Raw genomic sequence first — 17,679 nt, 5'->3', positions numbered from 1 at the left:
GTGAATCCGCTCATTGTGGGTGACTCAGCAGGGGCAACTATAAGAAACCGTTCGTTTAGTCGAGCGCCGAACCGGTAGCAAAGTCGACTACGGAAGGTACTCGTCGTACAGGTCGTCGATCCACTCGTTGTACTGCTCGCCTTTCAGCGAGCCCCACGGGTTCCGTGAGAAGTAGTACATCGCAGCGAACAGCGTTCCCAGCCAGAGTGCGAGAAACGCCGAGCCGGTGGCGAACTGCCAGACGAACGTCGTCGTCCCGGCGATGACCGCTGCGATGAGCAGGTCCACGATCTGGCGCATCCGGTCGCTCATGCCCAGCGGTTGGCCACGGACCGACCTAAGCGTGGGGGAACCGGGTCGGTGCGCGAGACGCGGGCAGGACAAGGGCCGACGGCATACCGCGCCGGAGGCGCGGTTTCACGGGACCTCGCTTCGCTCGGTCCCGCCTTTTTCCCCACGTTTTTGCAAGGAGTGGTACCCGCAGCGCCGCCATCGGCGGTGCGAGGATACCCGACGCAGCAAAAAGTGGGTCCTAGAAGTAGTCGATGGCCTCGGGCAGTTCGAGCTCATGCCCTTGCGCTCGCGGATCTCCTGGATCTTCTCGGGCTGGAGGTTGTCGGCCATGACCTGGAAGCCGGCGTTCTCGGTGTTCCAGGAGGCACGCCCTTCCGTCGCGGAGCGGATGTCCGAGGAGAAGCCGATCATCTCGTCGACGGGGGCGATACCCTCGACAACCATCAGGTCGCCTTCCTGGTACATGTCGTCGACGCGGCCACGGCGGCCCTGTATCTCGCCGGACGCGGCGCCCATGTGGTCGTTGGGCACGTCGATGCGGACCTGCTGGATCGGCTCGAGCAGCTTGATCCGCGCGTCGATGAGCGCGTTGTGGACGGCGTTGCGGACCGCAGGGATGACCTGGGCCGGACCGCGGTGGATGGCGTCCTCGTGGAGGCGGGCGTCGTGGAGGCGCAGGAGCGAGCCCTGGACGGGCTCGTTGGCCAGCGGCCCCTCGTCGAGGGCCTCCTCGAGGCCCTCGATGACGAGTTCCATCGTCTCGTTTAAGTGCTGAATCCCCTTCGTGTCGTCGATGAGGATGTTGGTGCCGTGGATGTGCTCGACGTTCTGGGACGTGTCCTTGTCGAGGCCGGCCTCCTGCAGCGCCTCACGGCGCTCGAGTTCCGGCATGTCCATCGACGCTTCGCCCATCTTGATGGTCTCGACGACGTCCTCGGCGAGCGGGTGGACGGAGATATAAAACCGGTTGTGGCGGTTCGGCGAGATGCCCTCGACCTCGCGGGACTCCTGCTGGGGGGCCTCGCGGTAGACGACGATGGGCTCACCGGTGTTGATGGGGATGCCCTGGTTGCGCTCGATGCGCTGGCCGATGACTTCCAGGTGGAGTTCGCCCTGCCCGGAGATGAGGTGCTCGCCGGTGTCCTCGTTGATCTCGACCTGGATGGTCGGGTCCTCCTTTGCGACCTGCTGGAGCGTCTTGATGAGCTTTGGCAGGTCGTCCATGTTCTGGGCCTCGACGCTCTTGGTGATGACCGGCTCCGAGATGTGCTCGATGGACTCGAAGGGCGTCATCTCGACGCTGGAGACGGTCGAGCCGGCGATGGCGTCCTTGAGACCGGTGACGGCGGCGATGTTCCCGGCGGGAACCTCCTCGACCTCCTCGCGCTCGCCGCCCATGTAGATGCCGACGCTCTGGACGCGGTTCTTGCCCGCGGTGCCCGAGACGTACAGCTCCTGGCCCTTCTCGAGGGTCCCCGAGAAGACGCGGCCGGCGGCGATCTCGCCGGCGTGGGGGTCGATACCGATGTCCGTGACCATGAAGACGACCTCGCCGTCCTCGTCGACCAGGCGCATCTGCTCGGCGAGTTCGGAGGTGTCGTCGCCGCGCCAGATGCGCGGGATACGGCGGGGCTGGGCGTCGATGGGGTTCGGGAAGTGCTCACAGACCATGTCGAGGACGACGTTCGACAGGGGCGTGCGCTCGTGGAGCTCCTGGCGCTTGTCGGCGCGCTCGAGTTCCATGATGTCGCCGAAGTCCATCCCGGTGCGCTGCATCGAGGGCATCGAGACACCCCACTTGTACAGCGCCGAACCGAAGCCGACGGTGCCGTCCTCGACGGAGACGGTCCAGTCGTCGACGTCGTCCATCTCCTCGGTCATGCCGCGGATGAGGTCGTTGACGTCGCTGATGACCGAGAGAAGGCGCTTTTGCATCTCCTGGGGCCCCTCCTGGAGCTCGGAGATGAGGCGGTCGACCTTGTTGATAAAGAGGGTCGGCTTGACGCCCTCGCGCAGCGCCTGGCGCAGCACCGTCTCCGTCTGGGGCATCGCGCCCTCGACGGCGTCGACGACCACGAGCGCGCCGTCGACGGCACGCATCGCGCGGGTCACGTCGCCACCGAAGTCGACGTGGCCGGGCGTGTCGATGAGGTTGATGAGGTGGTTCGTCTCCTCGTACTCGTGGGTCATCGAGACGTTCGCGGCGTCGATGGTGATCCCACGTTCCTGCTCGTCTTCCTCCGTGTCCATGGCCAGCTGCTGGCCGGCCGTGTCGTCGGAGATCATGCCCGCACCGGCGAGCAGGTTGTCTGTCAGCGTCGTCTTCCCGTGGTCGACGTGAGCCGCGATGGCGATGTTCCGGATGTTCTCCGGGTCGTGCATCAGGGACTCACATTCCTGAACGATCTTCTTGCGTCGGCCCATTATACAGAAGCGTATCAACAGGAGGGTCAAAAGGATAGTGTTTCCGCGCGAGCGTGTCAGAGACACCCGAACGCGGACGCTCGACAGGGAGCGGGCCTGTCGGGCGGACTACCGGTGTTTCCGTGTGAGCGCGGTCCACAGACCGAGGTGGTTCAACAGCCACTGGCACCGGGCCCGCCGGGGGCCGGTGACGGGAGCGCCGCAAGTATCATACGCCCGCGGTGCATGTGAACGACACACATGGACGTTCACGTGCGGGGCGGTCCTGCCGAACCGTTTCTCGGGGCGCGCGACCTCTTCTCGACGGAACACGACCTCGACCGACCGGTGACAGTTCGGGTCCGGACCGACCCTGACGAGCGGACGCGCGTCAGCCACGACGATGATAGCCACCTCCTGACTATCTCCCGGCAGGCCGCCACGAGTGCGCTGGCCCGCGAACTCGCGCTCCACGAGTACGCCCACATGCACCACTACGAGCACGGCCATCCCTCACACACACAGTCGACGGAGGAGGCCATCTTCCTCGCCGTGGCCGGTCGCAGCGTCGAGCGCCGGAAGCTCGTCCACTGCTACCAGATAGCGAATCACATGAAAGACGTCTACGCCGACGACGTCTGGATGCAGATGGTCCCGGGCGACAAGGTGGTCGACTTCCTGGAGGCGAGTCTCGCGGCGGCCGTCGCCGACCGTCCGGTCGACCCCCCGGTGTGGGACGGGGTGGGCACGCGGGTGCCGAGTCCGTCCGAGGCCGCCGAACCGTCGACCCGGCTCACGCCGGCCGCCGACCCCGACATCACGGCTGTCAACGCCGCGTTCGCGCTGGCGCTGTGTGAGCGCCACGACCTGCTCGACGCCGACCACCGACTGTACGACCTCGCGCACGCGGCAGCCTCGGACGCCCCAGACCTCGATTTCGGAGGGTTCAAACGCCAGTTCGCCGCGCTCGCCCCCGACCCCGACGAGTCGGAGTTCCGCAAGGCGCTGGTCGGCGCGACGAAGGCCTACCTCACCAGCGGGTCGGGCAGGGCGGCCGACTGAGTCGGGTCGCAAGCGTCACCAGCTCACACCAGCGGCGACAGCGCGAGCGCGACGCCGAGGGCCAGGACCGGGTAGTCGCGGCGTTCGATGGCCAGCGGCGGGAGTGTCGGGTTCCACGCGAAACAGCGGGCCCGCAGCGCGACCCCCAGGCGGTCCGAGCGGGCGAGCGTCCGCTCGAGCGACCGAACCACGAGCAGTCGGGCGCGCTCCCACGCCGGTCGCTGCTGGCCCCCGCGGGCCCGAATCGCGTCGCGGACCTCGCGGACGTCCGCGAGCACCAGCGGGAACAGGCGCACGACCAGCGCCATGCCGACGCCGAGCAGCTGGCCCGCCTTGCCCGGGACGAGGCGCTGGACGGCGGCCCGCGTCTCGCGGACCGACGTCGTGTGGAGGTATGCGGCGCTGACGAACAGCACGGGGACGACCCGCGCCACCAGGCGCAGCGAGCGCAGCGCCGGGTCGACCCGGAACCACGGCGGTCCGGGCGCAACACCTGCCAGGAACGGCGCGACGGCCAGCACCGCGAAGACGACCCAGTACGCGCGGAGCACGGTCAGCGGGGAGAGCCGCGCCGCCGCCAGCGCGACCAGGCCCAGCAGCGTCGCCCCAGCGAGCCACGGGACGGTGGGGTGGGCGACGACGGCGATGGCCAGGCCGAACTGCACGAGCAGTTTCCCCCGGGGATCCAGCCGGTGGAGGACCGTCGCCCCCGGCCGGTAGGTCAGCATCGCGGGTCCCGGACGCCGAGGGCCTGGACCTCGTCCAGCGCCGTCTCGGGCGGTTCGTCGAGGACGACCTGCCCGCCGTCGAGCCCCACGACGCGCTCGGCGCGCTCGTGGAGGTCACGCAGGTCGTGAGTGACGACCAGCAGGCCGGTGCCCTCGTCGTGCAGGCCCGAGAGGTGGTCGAGCACGGACTCTCGGGCCGGCCAGTCGAGGCCGGCAAGCGGTTCGTCCAGCACGAGGTAGTCCGGATCCATCGCCAGCGCTCCCGCGATGGCAGCCCGGGCCTGCTCGCCGCCCGACAGCGAGTCCAGGCGGTCGTCGACCCGGTCGGCCAACCCCACGGCCGACAGGGCCTCGTCGACCCGGCAGTCGATCTCCTCGCGGTCCAGGCCGAGGTTCTCGGGGCCGAAGGCGACGTCGGCGCCGACCGTCGCGGCGACGAACTGGTCGCGCGGGTGCTGGAACACCATCCCGACGGTGGTGCGGGCGACGACCGGGCGCTCGGTCACCTCGGCGCCGTCGACGGTGACGGTACCCGAGTCGGGCGTCAGGAGCGCATTGAGGTGACGCACCAGCGTCGTCTTGCCGCTGCCGTTGGGCCCCACGAGGAGACAGAACTCGCCGTCGGGAATCGACAGCGACAGGCCGTCGAGGACGCGGGTATCGTCGTACCGGAAGGTGACGTCCTCGAGCGCGATCATCGAACGGCGAGGTAGCCCCCCTCGACGATGGCGACGGCGATGCCCAGCTTGAGCAGGTCGAACGGGACGAACGGTGCCATCACGGTGGCCGCCCGGGGCAGCGGGAGGCCCGTGACGGCCGAGAGCCACGGGACGCCGATAGCGTAGACGACGGCCAGCGCGGCGACCAGCCCCGCCACCTGGACGGGCACGGACACCGTCCGGAGGTCACGCGGCGTCGTCCCGCGGTGGACGATAGCGCCGGCGACGACGGCGCCGACGAGAAAGCCCACGAGGAAGCCGCCGGTACCCTGGCCGACGAGGACGTAGCCGAGGCCGGCGTTGCCGTTCGAGAACACCGGGACGCCGGCGATACCCACGAGGAGGTACAGCGCGAGCGCGAGGCCGCCCCACAGCGGGCCGAGCAGGAGGCCGGCGAAGAACATCCCGAACGGTTGCAGCGAGAACGGGGGCAACGACCCCGGCAGCGGGATCGATATCTGGGAGAGCGCCGCCGTCAGCGCCGCCAGCAGCACCGCCATCGTGAAGTACCGCACCGTTTCGTCACCGACCAGCTCGACCGAGCCGTACTGTTGTGACATGGACATACCTCCGGCGTCAACTCGAATATAGCCGGTGGTTTACGGCATATGACGCCGGGTCCGGCGTCGCCACTCGCCGGCGTGAAAACAGGGAGAAAACCGGACAGATTATCGAGCGGCCGCCGCGACGCGCTCTTTCTCCTCTTTCTGGTTGACCGCGTAGGTCTGGACGTCGGCGTTCGCCGCGCCGATGAGCTGTGAGGCGAGCGCCTCCTCTGCGCTGGTGGTGGTCTTGAACGACCCGCCGTAGACGCCCTCGGCGAGGAACTTCAGGGCCTGGTCGACCCGCCGCTGGGGCGCGACGTCGACGGCCTTCGGGACGCTGATGCCCCCGTACTTCAGGCGGACGGTCTCCTCACGCGGGGCGCTGTTCTCGACGGCGCGGACGAGGACCTGGACCGGGTTCTCGTCGGTGCGCTCGTGGATGGTATCGAAGGCGTCGGTGACGATGGTCGTCGCCAGCTGCTTTTTGCCCGTGTTCTCGTCGGTCTGCATCAGCCGGTTGATGAGGCGTTCGACGACGCTGATGTCGGACTTCTTGAACTGCTTTTCGGCGTGACGGCCCATCGTGTGCGCGATGGGCGTGACGTTGATGTACCGCTCGGTCGAGGGGTCGGTGTACTCGATGTCCGTAACCTCCCACTTGCCGAACAGTTTCGCCCGTGCGGTCGCCTGCTCGTCCTCGACGTCTTCCGGTTCCTCGGCCTCGGGTGTGTCTTCGGCACTCATGGTTATCGGACGGGTTTCTCCGCGTTGCCGCGAACCAGTTCGATCATGGAGACGCCGTTGACCTTCTCGACCTTGTAGTTGACACCGGAGAGGTCGCCCATCGCGCGACCCTTCGCCCCGCCGATGCCGGCGATGGTGACCTCGTCGTGCTCGTCGATGAACGAGATGGCGCCGTCACCGGGACAGAACGCGGTGACCTGCTTGCCGTTCTTGATGAGCTGGACCCGGACGCACTTCCGGATGGCGGAGTTTGGCTGCTTGGCCTCGATGCCCACCTTCTCCAGGACGATCCCTCGGCCCTGTGGCGCGCCCTCGAGCGGGTCGGACTTCTTGCCCAGACCGCGTTCGCGGCGCGCGTAGTCGGAGTCGGACCACCGGTGCTTCTGGCGGTCCTTCTTGAGTTTGCGCGCGGCGTATTTGCCGTTCGTCATAGTACGCTTTCGTATCCTGCCGAGATACTTAAGACTCCTCTTTTGTATCCGACCCACAGCGGGTGTGTGTGGCGTTCTGTCCCACAACCAGGGGTGGACGCGCCGACGGTCGTCACTGGTCGGTCGAGAATACTCCACGGGACCAGTCTGAGAGCGACGCCGCAGTCAGGTCAGTTCGATGCCGTCGATGTCGAAGTGGCGCTTCGCCAGCGTGCGCGCGGCGTCGATGTTGCGGCCGTCGCGGCCGATGGCGGCCCCGCGGTCCTCCTGGGCCACCTCGACGTAGGCGACGGTGTCGCTGTTCTCCGAGATGGTGACGTTGTACACCGCCGCCGGTGCCAGGGCGTTGGCGACGAAGTCCGCCGCCGTCTCGGCCCCCTCGACGAGCTTCACGTCGCGGCCGAGCCGTTCCTCGACGCGCTGTACCGTCTGGCCACCGGGGCCGATGGCGTCGGCCATGTCGCCCCGCTTGACCAGATAGACCACCTGGTCGTGGTCCTCGTCGACCACGCAGTCCCGGACGGTGATGGACGCCTCGTTCTCGAAGAGGGCGACCAGCTGTCGCGCTTCGTCCGAGAGTTCGACCCGCATCAGTCGGCGTTGCGACCCACGCCCATCCGGAGGTCGACGTCCCCAGTGCCGAGTTTGATGGGTTTCCCGACGATGACGTTCTCCGTGACGCCGTCCAGCTCGTCGATCTCGCCGTGGATGGCGGCGTCCAGCAGGTGGTTGACCGTCACCTCGAAGGCAGCGCGGGCGAGCACCGAATCCTTCGACCCGCTGATGCCGTGGCGGCCGATGGACTCGATGGTCCCCTCGTTGGTCATGATGTCCGCGACCAACATTAGATGGCGGACGTTCACGTCGTCCAGTCCCTGTTCTTCGAGAGTGTTCATCGTCTCGTTGATGAGCGTCTCGCGGGCGGCCTCGACGCCCAGTTCGCGGTAGATCTCGTGGATGTTGTTACACGTGGTCCGGGAGGCGTCGACTCCCTCGATGCCCAGCACCTCGCCGAAGTCAGACCCCTCGGTGTAGAGGACGAACTCCTCGCCGTCGTCGGTCTCCTCCTTGCGGATGACGACCCGGGAGACCTCCTCGATGCCCTTGAAGATGATGTCGCGCAGCTCCTCGACCAGTTGCAGGAGGTCCCGGTAACTCGGTTCCTCGGGGCCGAACTCGATGACGGTCCCGACCTGCCGGGCGTCGACACCCAGTTTGGACTCGATGGTCTCGGCGATCTCCTCGGCGATGGCGTCGACGTCGTCGACGGTCGGCCACCGCTCGAGCAGGGTGTCGTCGTTGAGGTCGATCTCGACGAGCATGTCCGCGACGTTCGTCGAGATGTCACCGAGCGCGAGGATGCGCGTGGCCTCGATGTTCCAGACGACCTCGTGGGCCTTCTCGCGGTCGGTGGCGTACTCGTCTTCGAGGTGGACGGTCATCATCGGCGTGTCAGGCGTCTTCCGGGCGTCGACCAGTTCGATGAGCCGCGGGAGCCCCTGGGTGACGTCGATCTCGGCGACGCCGGCGTAGTGGAACGTGTTCATCGTCATCTGGGTTCCGGGTTCCCCGATGGACTGAGCCGAGACAGTCCCGACCGGGTCCAGCGGGTCGACCCGCGTCTCCATGTAACGGGACTCGACGGCCTGTGCGACGCGGTCGGCGTCCTCGACGCCGAGGTCGCGCTGTTCGACGGTGCTGTACACCTCGTCTTTCAGCCGTCGCGGGAGTTCCGTGTCCTCGACGACCGCTTCGATGTCTGCGGAGACGTTTGCTGTCATTGTTAGTCGTCACCCTCGGCCAGCCACCAGTCGTCGGCCTGTTCCGAGAGGTTGGTGTGTTCGGTGCGCTGTCCCAGGAACGACTCCTTCTCGCGCTCGGAGTCGAACTCCTCGTTGAGGACGCTGTCGGCGATCTCCTCGACGTCGACAGCGGCCTCGTCTTGGTTCGAGGAGACGTTGACCGGCGAGGTGCCGTCCTCGCCGAACTCGAACTGGACGATGGTGTCCGAGGTGTCCCGGACGGTGCCGTCGTACTGCGTCTCGAGCTCGGAGAGGGCGTTGATGAGACGGCGCTGCAGGTACCCGGACTTCGAGGTCCGGACTGCGGTGTCGACCAGCCCCTCGCGGCCACCCATCGCGTGGAAGAAGAACTCCTTGGGGGAGAGTCCCGAGCGGTAGGAGGCCTCGACGAAGCCGTGGGCGTCCGCGGAGAGGTCGCCCTCCTCGAAGTGCGAGAGGGTGCGGCCCTCGTAGCCGCGGTTGATACGCTCGCCACGGACCGCCTGCTGACCGACACAGCCGGCCATCTGGGTCAGGTTCAGCATCGACCCACGCGCGCCGGACTCGGCCATGACCACGGCCGGGTTGTCGTCGTCGAAGTGGTCCTCGGCGATGTCGCCGGCGGAGTCACGCGCCTTGCCCAGCGTCTGCATGATCTTCATCTCCAGCGTCTCGTCGACGGTCCGGCCCGGCAGGGACTCGAGGTCGCCCTGTTCGTAGGTCGCGATGAGTTCCTCGACGCGGTCGTACGCGGAGTCGATGGCGTCGTTGATCTGCTCCTCGGCTTCCCGGGGGATGGACTCGTCGTCGATACCGATGGAGAACCCGAAGTGCATGATCGAACGCATCGCCAGCGCCGACACCTCGTTGACGAGGATGCGGGCGCGGGTCCGCGAGTACTCCTTGGCGATGGTGTCGACGACCTCGCCGCCGAACGCGCCGACGGCGTCCTCGTCGATGGTCCCGTCCTGCATCTGGCCGTCCTCGATGACGACGGTGTCGCCGGCCGAGGACGTGAACTCCAGGTTCAGATCGTCGGGCAGCAGCTCCGAGAACAGCGACCGGCCGGTCCAGTAGGCCTCGCCGGCCTCGTCCTCGCCGTCGGGGTCGGGCAGCTCGTCGATACGGGTCGCACGAAGCAGGTCAAGCGCCTGCGTCTCGTTGAACTCGGGGTTGGTGTGGGTCAGCAGGTACGTGCCGGAGATGTGGTCCTGGATGGCCCCGATGATGTTCTCGCCGAAGCGCGGCGAGAGCATCTGTTCTTGCACGCGCATGAGGACGCGGGCCTCCGCGCGGGCCTCCTCGTTCTGGAGGGCGTGCATGTTCATCTCGTCGCCGTCGAAGTCGGCGTTATAGGGCGGACAGACGACGGTGTTGAGCCGGAACGTCTTGTAGGGCATCACCACGACCTCGTGGGCCATGATGGACATCCGGTGCAGCGACGGCTGCCGGTTGAAGATGATGATGTCGCCGTCCACGAGGTGCCGGGAGACCTCCCAGCCGGGTTCGACCTTCTCGGCCAGTTCCTCGCAGTTCTTCTCGGTGACCTTCAGGCGGCGGCCGTCCGGTCGGCGGACGTAGTTCGCACCGGGGTGCCCCTCGGGCCCGTTGGCGACGTAGCGCCGGGCCTTCTCTAAGTTCCGCTCGTTGACGTTCATCGTCTGGGTCATCTCCCGGGCCACGCGCTCGGGGACGCCGACCTCGTTCAGCGAGAGGGTCGGGTCCGGCGAGATGACGGTTCGTGCCGAGAAGTTCACGCGCTTCCCGGACAGCGAGCCACGGAAGCGCCCCTCCTTGCCTTTGAGCCGCTGGGAGAGCGTCTTCAGCGGCCGGCCCGAGCGGTGTCGCGCCGGTGGCGTGCCCGAGATCTCGTTGTCCATGAACGTGGTGACGTGGTACTGCAGCAGTTCCCAGAGGTCCTCGATGATGAGTTGCGGAGCACCCGCTTCGCGGTTCTCCATGAACCGCTGGTTGATGCGGATGATGTCCACCAGTTTGTGGGTCAGGTCGTCCTCCGAACGCTGGCCGTTGTCCAGCGTGATCGAGGGGCGGGCCGTGACCGGCGGCACCGGCAGGACGGTGAGAATCATCCACTCCGGTCGGGAGCGCTCGGGATTCATCCCGAGCACCTCGATGTCCTCGTCCGGGATGTCCTCGAACCAGTCGCGGATGTCCGAGGGCATCAGTTTGTTGTGGTCCTCCTCGGTCAGGTCGACGTTCAGGGCCTTCTCTAAGGCGCGGCGGTCCTCCTTCCGCGGGCGGAACTCGCCGCTGAGAATCTCCTGGACGCGGCTCTGGTCGATGCCGGTCTCCTCGGCGAGGTCGACTGGCGAGATGGGCTCGTCGGCCTCCTCCATCGCGGCGGCGATGAGCGAGGGGTACTCCGAGGACAGCACCTGCTGGACCTCGTAGTACGTGGTCGGCTTCTCGTGTTTGATGTCGTACTGCTTCTCGCCACAGAACGGACAGCGGTCCTTCTTGCGGGCCTGCCGGATGGCGGCCTTGGTGACGTCGTTTAAGTCACGGCCCAGGTCGCGGGTGCGCTGGAGCTGGTCGCGGAACTCCTCGCGCTCGGCCTCGTCGAGACAGAGCCGCGAGCACTCGCGGCAGGTGCCACGGAGGAGGCGGCGGATGAGCTTCGAGAACCCGACGTGGATGACCGGCGCGGCCAGTTCGATGTGACCGAAGTGGCCGTTACACGACCCGCTGTGTTTCCCGCAGGTCTTGCACTCCAGGCCGGGGTCGATGACCCCCAGGCGCGGGTCCATCAGCCCCATGTCGATTGGGAAGCCGTCGTCGTCGTAGGTGTCGGCGGTGATGACCTTCGTCGCCGACATGTCGCGGTACTCCTCGGGGTTCATCAGCCCGAAGCTGATCTGGCCGATCTCCTTGGGTGTCTGTTGGGAACTCATACTGCGTCCTCCAGTTCGATCCGCGGGGCGATTCCGAGCGCCTTCATCTCGTCTAACAGGAGCTTGAACGCGTAGGACATCTCGACCTCGTGGATGTCGGTCTCCTCCTCGCAGTTCGGACAGTAGACGCGCCGTTGTTCGACGTTCTCGACGGCAGTCATGCCACACTGGCCACAGACGTTGATCCACTCGCGGTCGGACTCGTCCAGGAGTCGCTCCTTGAGTGCCATCGCCGCGCCGTGCCCGATGAGCACGTCGCGTTCCATCTCACCCACGCGCAGGCCACCTTCGCGGGCCCGCCCCTCGGTGGGCTGGCGGGTGAGCACCTGCACCGGCCCGCGCGAACGGGCGTGCAGCTTGTTCGAGACCATGTGGTAGAGCTTCTGGTAGAAGATGTCGCCGACGAAGATGTCGGCCTCGATCTTCTCGCCGGTGACGCCGGAGTACATCGTCTCCTTGCCGCTGGAGTCGAAGCCGTGCTCCTCTAAGGAGCCACGGAGTCGCTCCTCGTCCTCGCCGGTGAACGCGGTGCCGTCGACGCGCCGGCCCTCCAGCGCACCGACCTTGCCGCCGATCATCTCTAAGATGTGCCCGACGGTCATCCGCGACGGGAGCGCGTGCGGGTTGATGACCAGGTCGGGGACGACGCCCTCCTCGGTGAACGGCATGTCCTCCTGAGGCGCGATGTGGCCGACGACGCCCTTCTGGCCGTGCCGGCTGGCGAACTTGTCCCCGAGTTCCGGGATGCGCTCGTCACGCACCGAGACCTTCGAGAGCTTCGAGCCGTCCTCGCCCTCCATCAGCGTGACCGTGTCGACGACGCCCGATTCGCCCGAGCGCATCGTAACGCTGGTCTCGCGGCGCTTCTGGGGCGAGAGGCCGCCCATGTCGTCCGGTTCCTCAAGGAACCGTGGCGGGCTGGTCTTGCCCAGCAGGACGGCGTTCTCGCCGACCTTCGTCTCGGGGTTCACGAGGCCGTCGTCGTCGAGGTGGGTGTAGGCGTCCTCGCCGCGAGCGCCCCGGACCTCGTCGTCGGGAATCTCGAAGCGGTCCTCCTGGCCGCCGGGGTAGCGGCGTTCCTCGCCTTCGTAGGTCCGGAAGAAGTGCGACCGGGCGAGCGCGCGATCGACCGACCCCTTGTTCATCACCAGCGCGTCTTCGATGTTGAACCCCTCGTAGGACATGACGGCGACGACGAAATTCTGTGCGGCCGGCCGGTCGTCGTAGCCGATCTGCTCGGTGGTCTGGGTCTTGACCATCGAGAGCTGGGGGTAGTGCAGCAGGTGCTGGCGAGTGTCCGGGCGGATGCGGTAGTTCGCGCTCGGCAGCCCCAGCGACTGCTTGATCATCCCCGACCCCATCGTGATCCGCGGGGAGGCGTTGTGCTCGGGGTACGGAATCATCCCCGCGCCGATGCCGAACATCAGCTGGGGGTCGACCTCGAGATGGGTGTGGTTCTCGGTGAGTTCGGTCTCGTCGACGCCGACGAGGATGTCCTCCTCTTCCTCGGCATCGATGAATTCGACGAGGCCCCGCTCGACGAGCTCCTCGAACCCGAGGTCGCCCTCTTTGACGGCTTCTATCTCGTCGTCGGTGATGAGCGGGTCGCCGTCCTCGACGACCAGGAGCGGGCGGCGGGCCCGACCGGCGTCGGCGTTGATGATGACCTCGTCGGTGCGGTCCTTGACCGACACGTTGACCATCTGGGAGACGTCTCCCCGGCGTCGCGCCTGTCGGACCTGTTGTGCGAGCTGTTCGGGGTCGGGGTGTGTCCCGACCAGACTACCGTTGACGTATACCTTGGCTTCGCGTCCCTGGCTCATGTTAGTCGTCCGCGGGCTGTGTTTCGATCGATTCGATTCCGGGGATGCCCTGGACCCCCATCTCTGCGAGTTCCTGTTTCAGTCCCTGTGCGTCCTCGACGTCCTGTGAGAGTTCCATGGCCTGGGCGAAGTTCTTGACCAGTCCACAGTTGGGCCCCTCCGGCGTCTCGGAGGGACAGATGCGACCCCACTGGGTCGCGTGCAGGTCACGCGCCTCGAAGTGGGGTTGCGAGCGGCTGAGCGGCGAGCGCAGCCGGCGGAGGTGTGACAGCACGCCCATGAAGTCCGTCCGGTCGACGAGCTGGGAGACGCCCGAGCGGCCGCCCACCCAGTTACCCGTCGCGATGGGATGTTCGAGGCGTTCGGTCAGCACGTCCGAGCGGACCACAGTGGAGACAGACAGCTGCCGGTTGCGCATGTTGGCTCGTTCGAGCTGGTACTTGACGTCGCGTGCCAGCTTGTTGAGCGCGGTCCTGAACAGGTCGGTCATCAGGTCGCCGCTGACCTTCAGGCGCTTGTTCGCGTAGTGGTCCTTGTCGTCGGCCTCGCGACGGTCCAGCGCCAGTTCGAAGCAGGCTTCTGCCATCCGGCAGAGGTAGAAGGCCTTGTTGATACGGACCTCCTCCTCGTCGACGCCCTCCTCGTGGAGGTGCGGGAGGAGGTACCGGTCGATGACGTAGTTGGCCCGCTTGAGCTGGTAGTTCTTGCCCTGGCCGGAGGCGACGCGTTTCCCGAGGGCCTCGATGGCCTCCTCGGTCGTCTGGACCTCCGCTTCCTCTAAGTTCTCGAGCATGAACTTCACGATCTCGGGGTCCTCGGAGACGCGGTGGACGATCTCCTCGTCCGATTCCAGCCCGAGTGCGCGCACGAGCGTCACGAAGTCGATGCTGCCCGAGACGGAGGGGAACGAGACCTCGAGCAGGCCGTCCCGGGTCCGCTCACAGAGCACGAGGGCCCGGTAGCCACGGCGCTGGGAGAAGGTCTTTGCGACCTGGACCTCGTCGCCGTACTTGGTGTCGTACTCGGCCAGAATCTTGTTCGGCGCGAGGTCCTCGCTGGTCATCAGCACCCGTTCGGAGCCGTTGACACAGAAGTAGCCGCCGGGGTCGGCGGGGTCCTCGCCGATGTCGATGAGTTCCTCGCGGGTGAACCCCGCGATGTTGCACTTGTTCGAGCCGACCATGATGGGCATGCGCCCGATCTTGGTCTCGGTCCGGTCGACGACCTCCTCGGGTTCCTCCTCGCCCCCGCGGACGATGGCCATCTCCATGAACACCGGCGCGGAGTAGGTGATGTTGCGCAGGCGGGCCTCCTGGGGGTAGAGGAGCTCCTCGCTCCCGTCGGCCTCGCGGACGCGGGGCGTGACGACGCGGACGTCGCCGAGTTCGACCCACACCGGTTCCTGTCCCTCCTTGTCGCCGATGTCGGTCTCGATGGTCTCTTTCTCGTCGACGACCTGTTGCATCCCTCTGTCGAGGAAGGCGTTGAACGAGCGGAAGTGATGTTCTGCGAGCCGTTCCTTCGCGAAGTACTCGCGCGATATCGCGCGTCGGTCCTGTGTGTCCATTATTCCACCACCAGCCGATAGACGATTGCCTGGTCGGTCGTTCGTGAGTCGCGGACGATACGGACCACGTCACCTTCCTCGGCGTCGTCGGGCAACGCCGGGTCGGAACGTTTGATCTTCGGGAGGTCCGTCCGTTTGATGTCGTACTCGTCGAGCACTGCCTCGAGGTCGTCCTCGTCGACGACGCTGTGGTCGGGGACGAGGTCGTGTTGACTTACATCTACCATGTGTGTGTGCGTGCGTGGGGCCTGCTGCTAGAGAAGGTGGCTGTCACGAGATACTACAGGTCGGTATTGTCGGGACGCATATAACGCTTGCCAACTCGGCCTGCCGTGGCTACTGGACCCCTGCCGGCGACACGAGACACCGGCAGTGGGACACCGACGTACCAGTCCGTTGGCCCAGCGCCATCATAGAAGTTTGGGTCCGCCACGGGGTACCGTCACAGGGCGCCTCCGTTTGGAAAGTCTTAATACCAGCACCGGGATACCACGAAGTGCAGCAAGGCAGCGTGCCCGGATGGTGTAGTGGCCCATCATACGACCCTGTCACGGTCGTGACGCGGGTTCAAATCCCGCTCCGGGCGTCTTCTACCGCGAACAAGTCGGCGAGCACCGCGTAGCGTGTGCTCGCCACCGTGAGCGGTGAAACGCAGACGAGCGGATTTGAACCCTGGAAGCCGCAGCGGCCGAGCGAAGCGAGGCCGACCGTCTTCCTCAGGTTCAAATCCCGCTCCGGGCGCTTCTCTGAATTTGACTCGCCGGCGAGGCGTCTCGTCGCCGAGCGGTGTCGCGGCGTCACGAGACACGGTCTCGGAGCGCCGTGGAAAACGAGGGGGAAAGGCCCCCTCGACCTGTCATAGTCGTCCGTCCCACCTCGGCGGAGCGGACGTGTTAGCCCTTACAGCGATGTGGTATATGTTTTGTGCCACTGAGTACCGTGGCACGATCGGGTGCGACAAACTGTTTAGTGCCCACACCTGAAGGGCAACGCATGGACGACGTGGACGGGGAGGAGATGCCGCGGGCCATCGTCGAGTCGTTTCTGGAGCGCGAACGGGGCGTCCGGACGCTGCTCGACGAGCTCGAACGCCTCACCATCGAGGGGCGCAACGAGGAGGTCCGCGAGCGGGTCCGGAACCTCGCGGACAGCGACGAGTCGGTGTTCTACACGGTGGCCTTTAGCCTCACGAACTCCCGGCAGTTCTTCGGCGACGTGGAGGCCCAGCTCGACGTGACGGCCGCAGACCAGCTGCGGGACCTGGCAGAAACCTACCCGACCCTGGCCGACCCGTTCAACGTCGTGCGGACCGAACGGGCCGAGGACCGCCACAACCCAGTCACCGACACCAGCTATACGGTGACCTACCACCGTGAACTCGAGTCGCCGATGGTGACCTACCGGCCGCTCTCGGGCGACGTCGAGCTGTACGAGTCCCGGGGGACCCCCAGCGAGGTACTGCGCGTCTCGACGGACCTCGCCGCGGCGACGACGGACGCCCTGGACGTCGCGCTGGAGAACGACTACTCGGTCAACACCGAGGAGCTGAGCGCGCTCATCGACCGGCGCGAGGAGCTGGAGACGGAGCTGAGCCGGCTGCGCGACCAGCTGGACGAACTCCGACGCACGCCCGTCGGCGACGAGTGACGACGGCACGGCACGCACCGCGGGGGGGCGAAACCGCCAGCGTTTATATAACACCGAGCGTTACGTTGGCGTACGATTCTCCATGGGAACGGACCGACTCAGCAACCAGGTCGAGAAGGAGAGCCGGGACCTCGCGATTCTCGAGGCCGTCATCGACGAGGGACCCATCGGCATCGTCAGACTCTCCGAGGAGACCGGGATTCCCGAACACAAGGTACGGTACTCGCTACGGATGCTCGAGGACGACGAACTCGTCGAGCCGACGCCCCAGGGCGCCATCCCCGCCGACGACATCGAGAGGCGCGTCGACGCCATCAACGAGGGCATCGACCACCTGGTCGGTCGGCTCGAGGAGCTGCGGGACGTCCTCCCGTCGGTCGAGGCCGTCGAGTAGCGACAGAAAATTTTGTCCGGCACCCGATGGGGGCACATGGACGTCGCAGTCATCGGCGACACGCACATCCCGTCCCGTGCCCACACGATTCCGGCGCCCTTCCGGGAACGCATCGAGGCGGCCGACCACGTCATCCACACCGGCGACTTCGACGCCGAGGGGACGCTCGCGAACGTCAGGGCGATGGCCTCGCGGCTGACCGCCGTCGCCGGGAACATGGACCGACGCATGGGCCTGCCGGACGTCGCGACGGTCGACCTCGGCGGCGTCACGTTCGTCGTCACGCACGGCACCGGGTCCCGGCGGGGCTACGAGAGCCGCGTGGCGACCGTCGTCCGCGAGGAGGCCGGTCCCGACGCCGTCGGCGTCGCCGGTCACACCCACGAGGTTCTCGATACGGTCCACGACGGCGTCAGACTGCTCAATCCCGGGAGCGCGACGGGCGCGTCGCCGGCCGACCGGACGACGATGCTCACCGTCCGCATCGCCGACGGGGACCTGGACGTGACGGTCCACGAGGCCTGAGCGGACGCCCCGCTCTACCCCCGACCGGGGGGAGCGGCGACGCCGTCCCGGGGGCAGCGAAACCAGCAACGGTTGCCACCGCTTGCCGGGCTTGCACCTATCAG

Annotated in this window: 16 protein-coding genes, 1 tRNA gene and 1 pseudogene; 5 read left to right on the top strand and 13 right to left on the bottom strand. The window is 66.7% G+C overall.

Translation table 11 applies throughout. The features are described from left to right. Positions 1 to 87 precede the first annotated feature (87 nt). Together P1N55_RS15105 and P1N55_RS15100 are read right to left on the bottom strand one after the other, a co-directional pair. On the bottom strand, positions 88 to 312 hold the full coding sequence (locus tag P1N55_RS15105) for a hypothetical protein (RefSeq protein WP_276276347.1): 225 nt from the start codon (positions 310 to 312) through the stop codon (positions 88 to 90). 220 nt (positions 313 to 532) lie between these two features. After that, positions 533 to 2,718, bottom strand: a pseudogene (locus P1N55_RS15100) (elongation factor EF-2). Positions 2,719 to 2,958: 240 nt separating this feature from the next. On the opposite strand from P1N55_RS15100, the gene P1N55_RS15095 reads away from it, so the two are divergent. Further along, positions 2,959 to 3,759: a DUF5781 family protein gene (locus tag P1N55_RS15095; RefSeq protein ID WP_276276346.1), complete on the top strand. Its 801-nt coding sequence runs from the start codon at positions 2,959 to 2,961 to the stop codon at positions 3,757 to 3,759. 23 nt (positions 3,760 to 3,782) lie between these two features. Here P1N55_RS15095 and P1N55_RS15090 read toward each other — a convergent pair whose 3' ends face one another. From P1N55_RS15090 to P1N55_RS15040, 11 genes are all read right to left on the bottom strand, one after another. Continuing rightward, complete coding sequence (locus P1N55_RS15090) at positions 3,783 to 4,487, bottom strand: energy-coupling factor transporter transmembrane component T family protein (RefSeq protein ID WP_276276345.1); 705 nt, start codon at positions 4,485 to 4,487, stop codon at positions 3,783 to 3,785. Next, the gene (locus P1N55_RS15085) at positions 4,481 to 5,185 is read right to left on the bottom strand and encodes an energy-coupling factor ABC transporter ATP-binding protein (RefSeq protein WP_276276344.1); all 705 of its coding nucleotides are present in this window, start codon (positions 5,183 to 5,185) and stop codon (positions 4,481 to 4,483) included. Before P1N55_RS15085 ends, P1N55_RS15090 begins: the two co-directional genes overlap by 7 nt. Continuing rightward, entirely contained in the window at positions 5,182 to 5,766 is a 585-nt protein-coding gene (locus P1N55_RS15080) for a biotin transporter BioY (protein WP_276276343.1), read from the bottom strand. The genes P1N55_RS15085 and P1N55_RS15080 overlap by 4 nt, the downstream gene beginning before the upstream one ends. Before the next feature lie 108 nt (positions 5,767 to 5,874). Further along, positions 5,875 to 6,495 (bottom strand): 30S ribosomal protein S7, encoded by a 621-nt coding sequence (locus P1N55_RS15075; protein WP_276276342.1) that lies wholly within the window; start codon positions 6,493 to 6,495, stop codon positions 5,875 to 5,877. 2 nt (positions 6,496 to 6,497) lie between these two features. Then, positions 6,498 to 6,926 (bottom strand): 30S ribosomal protein S12, encoded by a 429-nt coding sequence (locus P1N55_RS15070; RefSeq protein ID WP_276276341.1) that lies wholly within the window; start codon positions 6,924 to 6,926, stop codon positions 6,498 to 6,500. Positions 6,927 to 7,091: 165 nt separating this feature from the next. Then, a complete protein-coding gene (locus tag P1N55_RS15065) occupies positions 7,092 to 7,517 on the bottom strand; it encodes a NusA-like transcription termination signal-binding factor (RefSeq protein ID WP_276276340.1) in 426 nt (141 codons plus the stop codon). Next, positions 7,517 to 8,707 (bottom strand): DNA-directed RNA polymerase subunit A'', encoded by a 1,191-nt coding sequence (rpoA2, locus tag P1N55_RS15060; protein WP_276276339.1) that lies wholly within the window; start codon positions 8,705 to 8,707, stop codon positions 7,517 to 7,519. Before rpoA2 ends, P1N55_RS15065 begins: the two co-directional genes overlap by 1 nt. 2 nt (positions 8,708 to 8,709) lie before the next feature. Further along, positions 8,710 to 11,619, bottom strand: a complete 2,910-nt coding sequence (locus P1N55_RS15055; RefSeq protein ID WP_276276338.1) for a DNA-directed RNA polymerase subunit A' — start codon at positions 11,617 to 11,619, stop codon at positions 8,710 to 8,712. Next, positions 11,616 to 13,442 carry a DNA-directed RNA polymerase subunit B gene (rpoB, locus tag P1N55_RS15050; RefSeq protein WP_276276337.1) on the bottom strand — a complete coding sequence of 609 codons (1,827 nt, stop codon included), beginning with the start codon at positions 13,440 to 13,442 and terminating at the stop codon, positions 11,616 to 11,618. Before rpoB ends, P1N55_RS15055 begins: the two co-directional genes overlap by 4 nt. 1 nt (position 13,443) lies before the next feature. Further along, positions 13,444 to 15,009 (bottom strand): DNA-directed RNA polymerase subunit B'', encoded by a 1,566-nt coding sequence (locus P1N55_RS15045; RefSeq protein WP_276276336.1) that lies wholly within the window; start codon positions 15,007 to 15,009, stop codon positions 13,444 to 13,446. Beyond that, positions 15,009 to 15,236 carry a DNA-directed RNA polymerase subunit H gene (locus tag P1N55_RS15040; RefSeq protein WP_276276335.1) on the bottom strand — a complete coding sequence of 76 codons (228 nt, stop codon included), beginning with the start codon at positions 15,234 to 15,236 and terminating at the stop codon, positions 15,009 to 15,011. The genes P1N55_RS15045 and P1N55_RS15040 overlap by 1 nt, the downstream gene beginning before the upstream one ends. A gap of 286 nt (positions 15,237 to 15,522) precedes the next feature. Here P1N55_RS15040 and P1N55_RS15035 point away from each other — a divergent pair. The 4 genes from P1N55_RS15035 (at position 15,523) to P1N55_RS15020 (ending at position 17,575) form a co-directional block, all read left to right on the top strand. Beyond that, positions 15,523 to 15,595, top strand: a tRNA-Asp gene (locus P1N55_RS15035). 407 nt (positions 15,596 to 16,002) lie between these two features. Next, positions 16,003 to 16,656: a hypothetical protein gene (locus tag P1N55_RS15030; protein WP_276276334.1), complete on the top strand. Its 654-nt coding sequence runs from the start codon at positions 16,003 to 16,005 to the stop codon at positions 16,654 to 16,656. A gap of 82 nt (positions 16,657 to 16,738) precedes the next feature. After that, complete coding sequence (locus P1N55_RS15025; RefSeq protein ID WP_276276333.1) at positions 16,739 to 17,050, top strand: winged helix-turn-helix transcriptional regulator; 312 nt, start codon at positions 16,739 to 16,741, stop codon at positions 17,048 to 17,050. A 36-nt stretch (positions 17,051 to 17,086) separates the two neighbouring features. Continuing rightward, positions 17,087 to 17,575, top strand: a complete 489-nt coding sequence (locus P1N55_RS15020) for a metallophosphoesterase family protein (RefSeq protein WP_276276332.1) — start codon at positions 17,087 to 17,089, stop codon at positions 17,573 to 17,575. The last annotated feature ends 104 nt before the right edge of the window (positions 17,576 to 17,679 follow it).

This window comes from Haloarcula regularis (assembly GCF_029338315.1).
GTDB classification, from domain to species: Archaea; Halobacteriota; Halobacteria; order Halobacteriales; family Haloarculaceae; genus Haloarcula; species Haloarcula regularis.
Note: the sequence above shows the minus strand (reverse complement) of the source record. Positions and strands in the feature narration are given on the sequence as shown.

Bases quoted from the DNA above. Each gene is read 5' to 3' on its own strand.
- P1N55_RS15105 (WP_276276347.1), bottom strand. From the start codon at position 312: ATGAGCGACCGGATGCGCCAGATCGTGGACCTGCTCATCGCAGCGGTC.
- P1N55_RS15090 (WP_276276345.1), bottom strand. From the start codon at position 4,487: ATGCTGACCTACCGGCCGGGGGCGACGGTCCTCCACCGGCTGGATCCC.
- P1N55_RS15070 (WP_276276341.1), bottom strand. From the start codon at position 6,926: ATGACGAACGGCAAATACGCCGCGCGCAAACTCAAGAAGGACCGCCAG.
- P1N55_RS15055 (WP_276276338.1), bottom strand. From the start codon at position 11,619: ATGAGTTCCCAACAGACACCCAAGGAGATCGGCCAGATCAGCTTCGGG.
- P1N55_RS15085 (WP_276276344.1), bottom strand. From the start codon at position 5,185: ATGATCGCGCTCGAGGACGTCACCTTCCGGTACGACGATACCCGCGTC.
- P1N55_RS15025 (WP_276276333.1), top strand. From the start codon at position 16,739: ATGGGAACGGACCGACTCAGCAACCAGGTCGAGAAGGAGAGCCGGGAC.
- P1N55_RS15045 (WP_276276336.1), bottom strand. From the start codon at position 15,009: ATGGACACACAGGACCGACGCGCGATATCGCGCGAGTACTTCGCGAAG.
- P1N55_RS15095 (WP_276276346.1), top strand. From the start codon at position 2,959: ATGGACGTTCACGTGCGGGGCGGTCCTGCCGAACCGTTTCTCGGGGCG.
- rpoB (WP_276276337.1), bottom strand. From the start codon at position 13,442: ATGAGCCAGGGACGCGAAGCCAAGGTATACGTCAACGGTAGTCTGGTC.
- P1N55_RS15075 (WP_276276342.1), bottom strand. From the start codon at position 6,495: ATGAGTGCCGAAGACACACCCGAGGCCGAGGAACCGGAAGACGTCGAG.
- P1N55_RS15065 (WP_276276340.1), bottom strand. From the start codon at position 7,517: ATGCGGGTCGAACTCTCGGACGAAGCGCGACAGCTGGTCGCCCTCTTC.
- P1N55_RS15080 (WP_276276343.1), bottom strand. From the start codon at position 5,766: ATGTCACAACAGTACGGCTCGGTCGAGCTGGTCGGTGACGAAACGGTG.
- rpoA2 (WP_276276339.1), bottom strand. From the start codon at position 8,707: ATGACAGCAAACGTCTCCGCAGACATCGAAGCGGTCGTCGAGGACACG.
- P1N55_RS15040 (WP_276276335.1), bottom strand. From the start codon at position 15,236: ATGGTAGATGTAAGTCAACACGACCTCGTCCCCGACCACAGCGTCGTC.
- P1N55_RS15030 (WP_276276334.1), top strand. From the start codon at position 16,003: ATGGACGACGTGGACGGGGAGGAGATGCCGCGGGCCATCGTCGAGTCG.
- P1N55_RS15020 (WP_276276332.1), top strand. From the start codon at position 17,087: ATGGACGTCGCAGTCATCGGCGACACGCACATCCCGTCCCGTGCCCAC.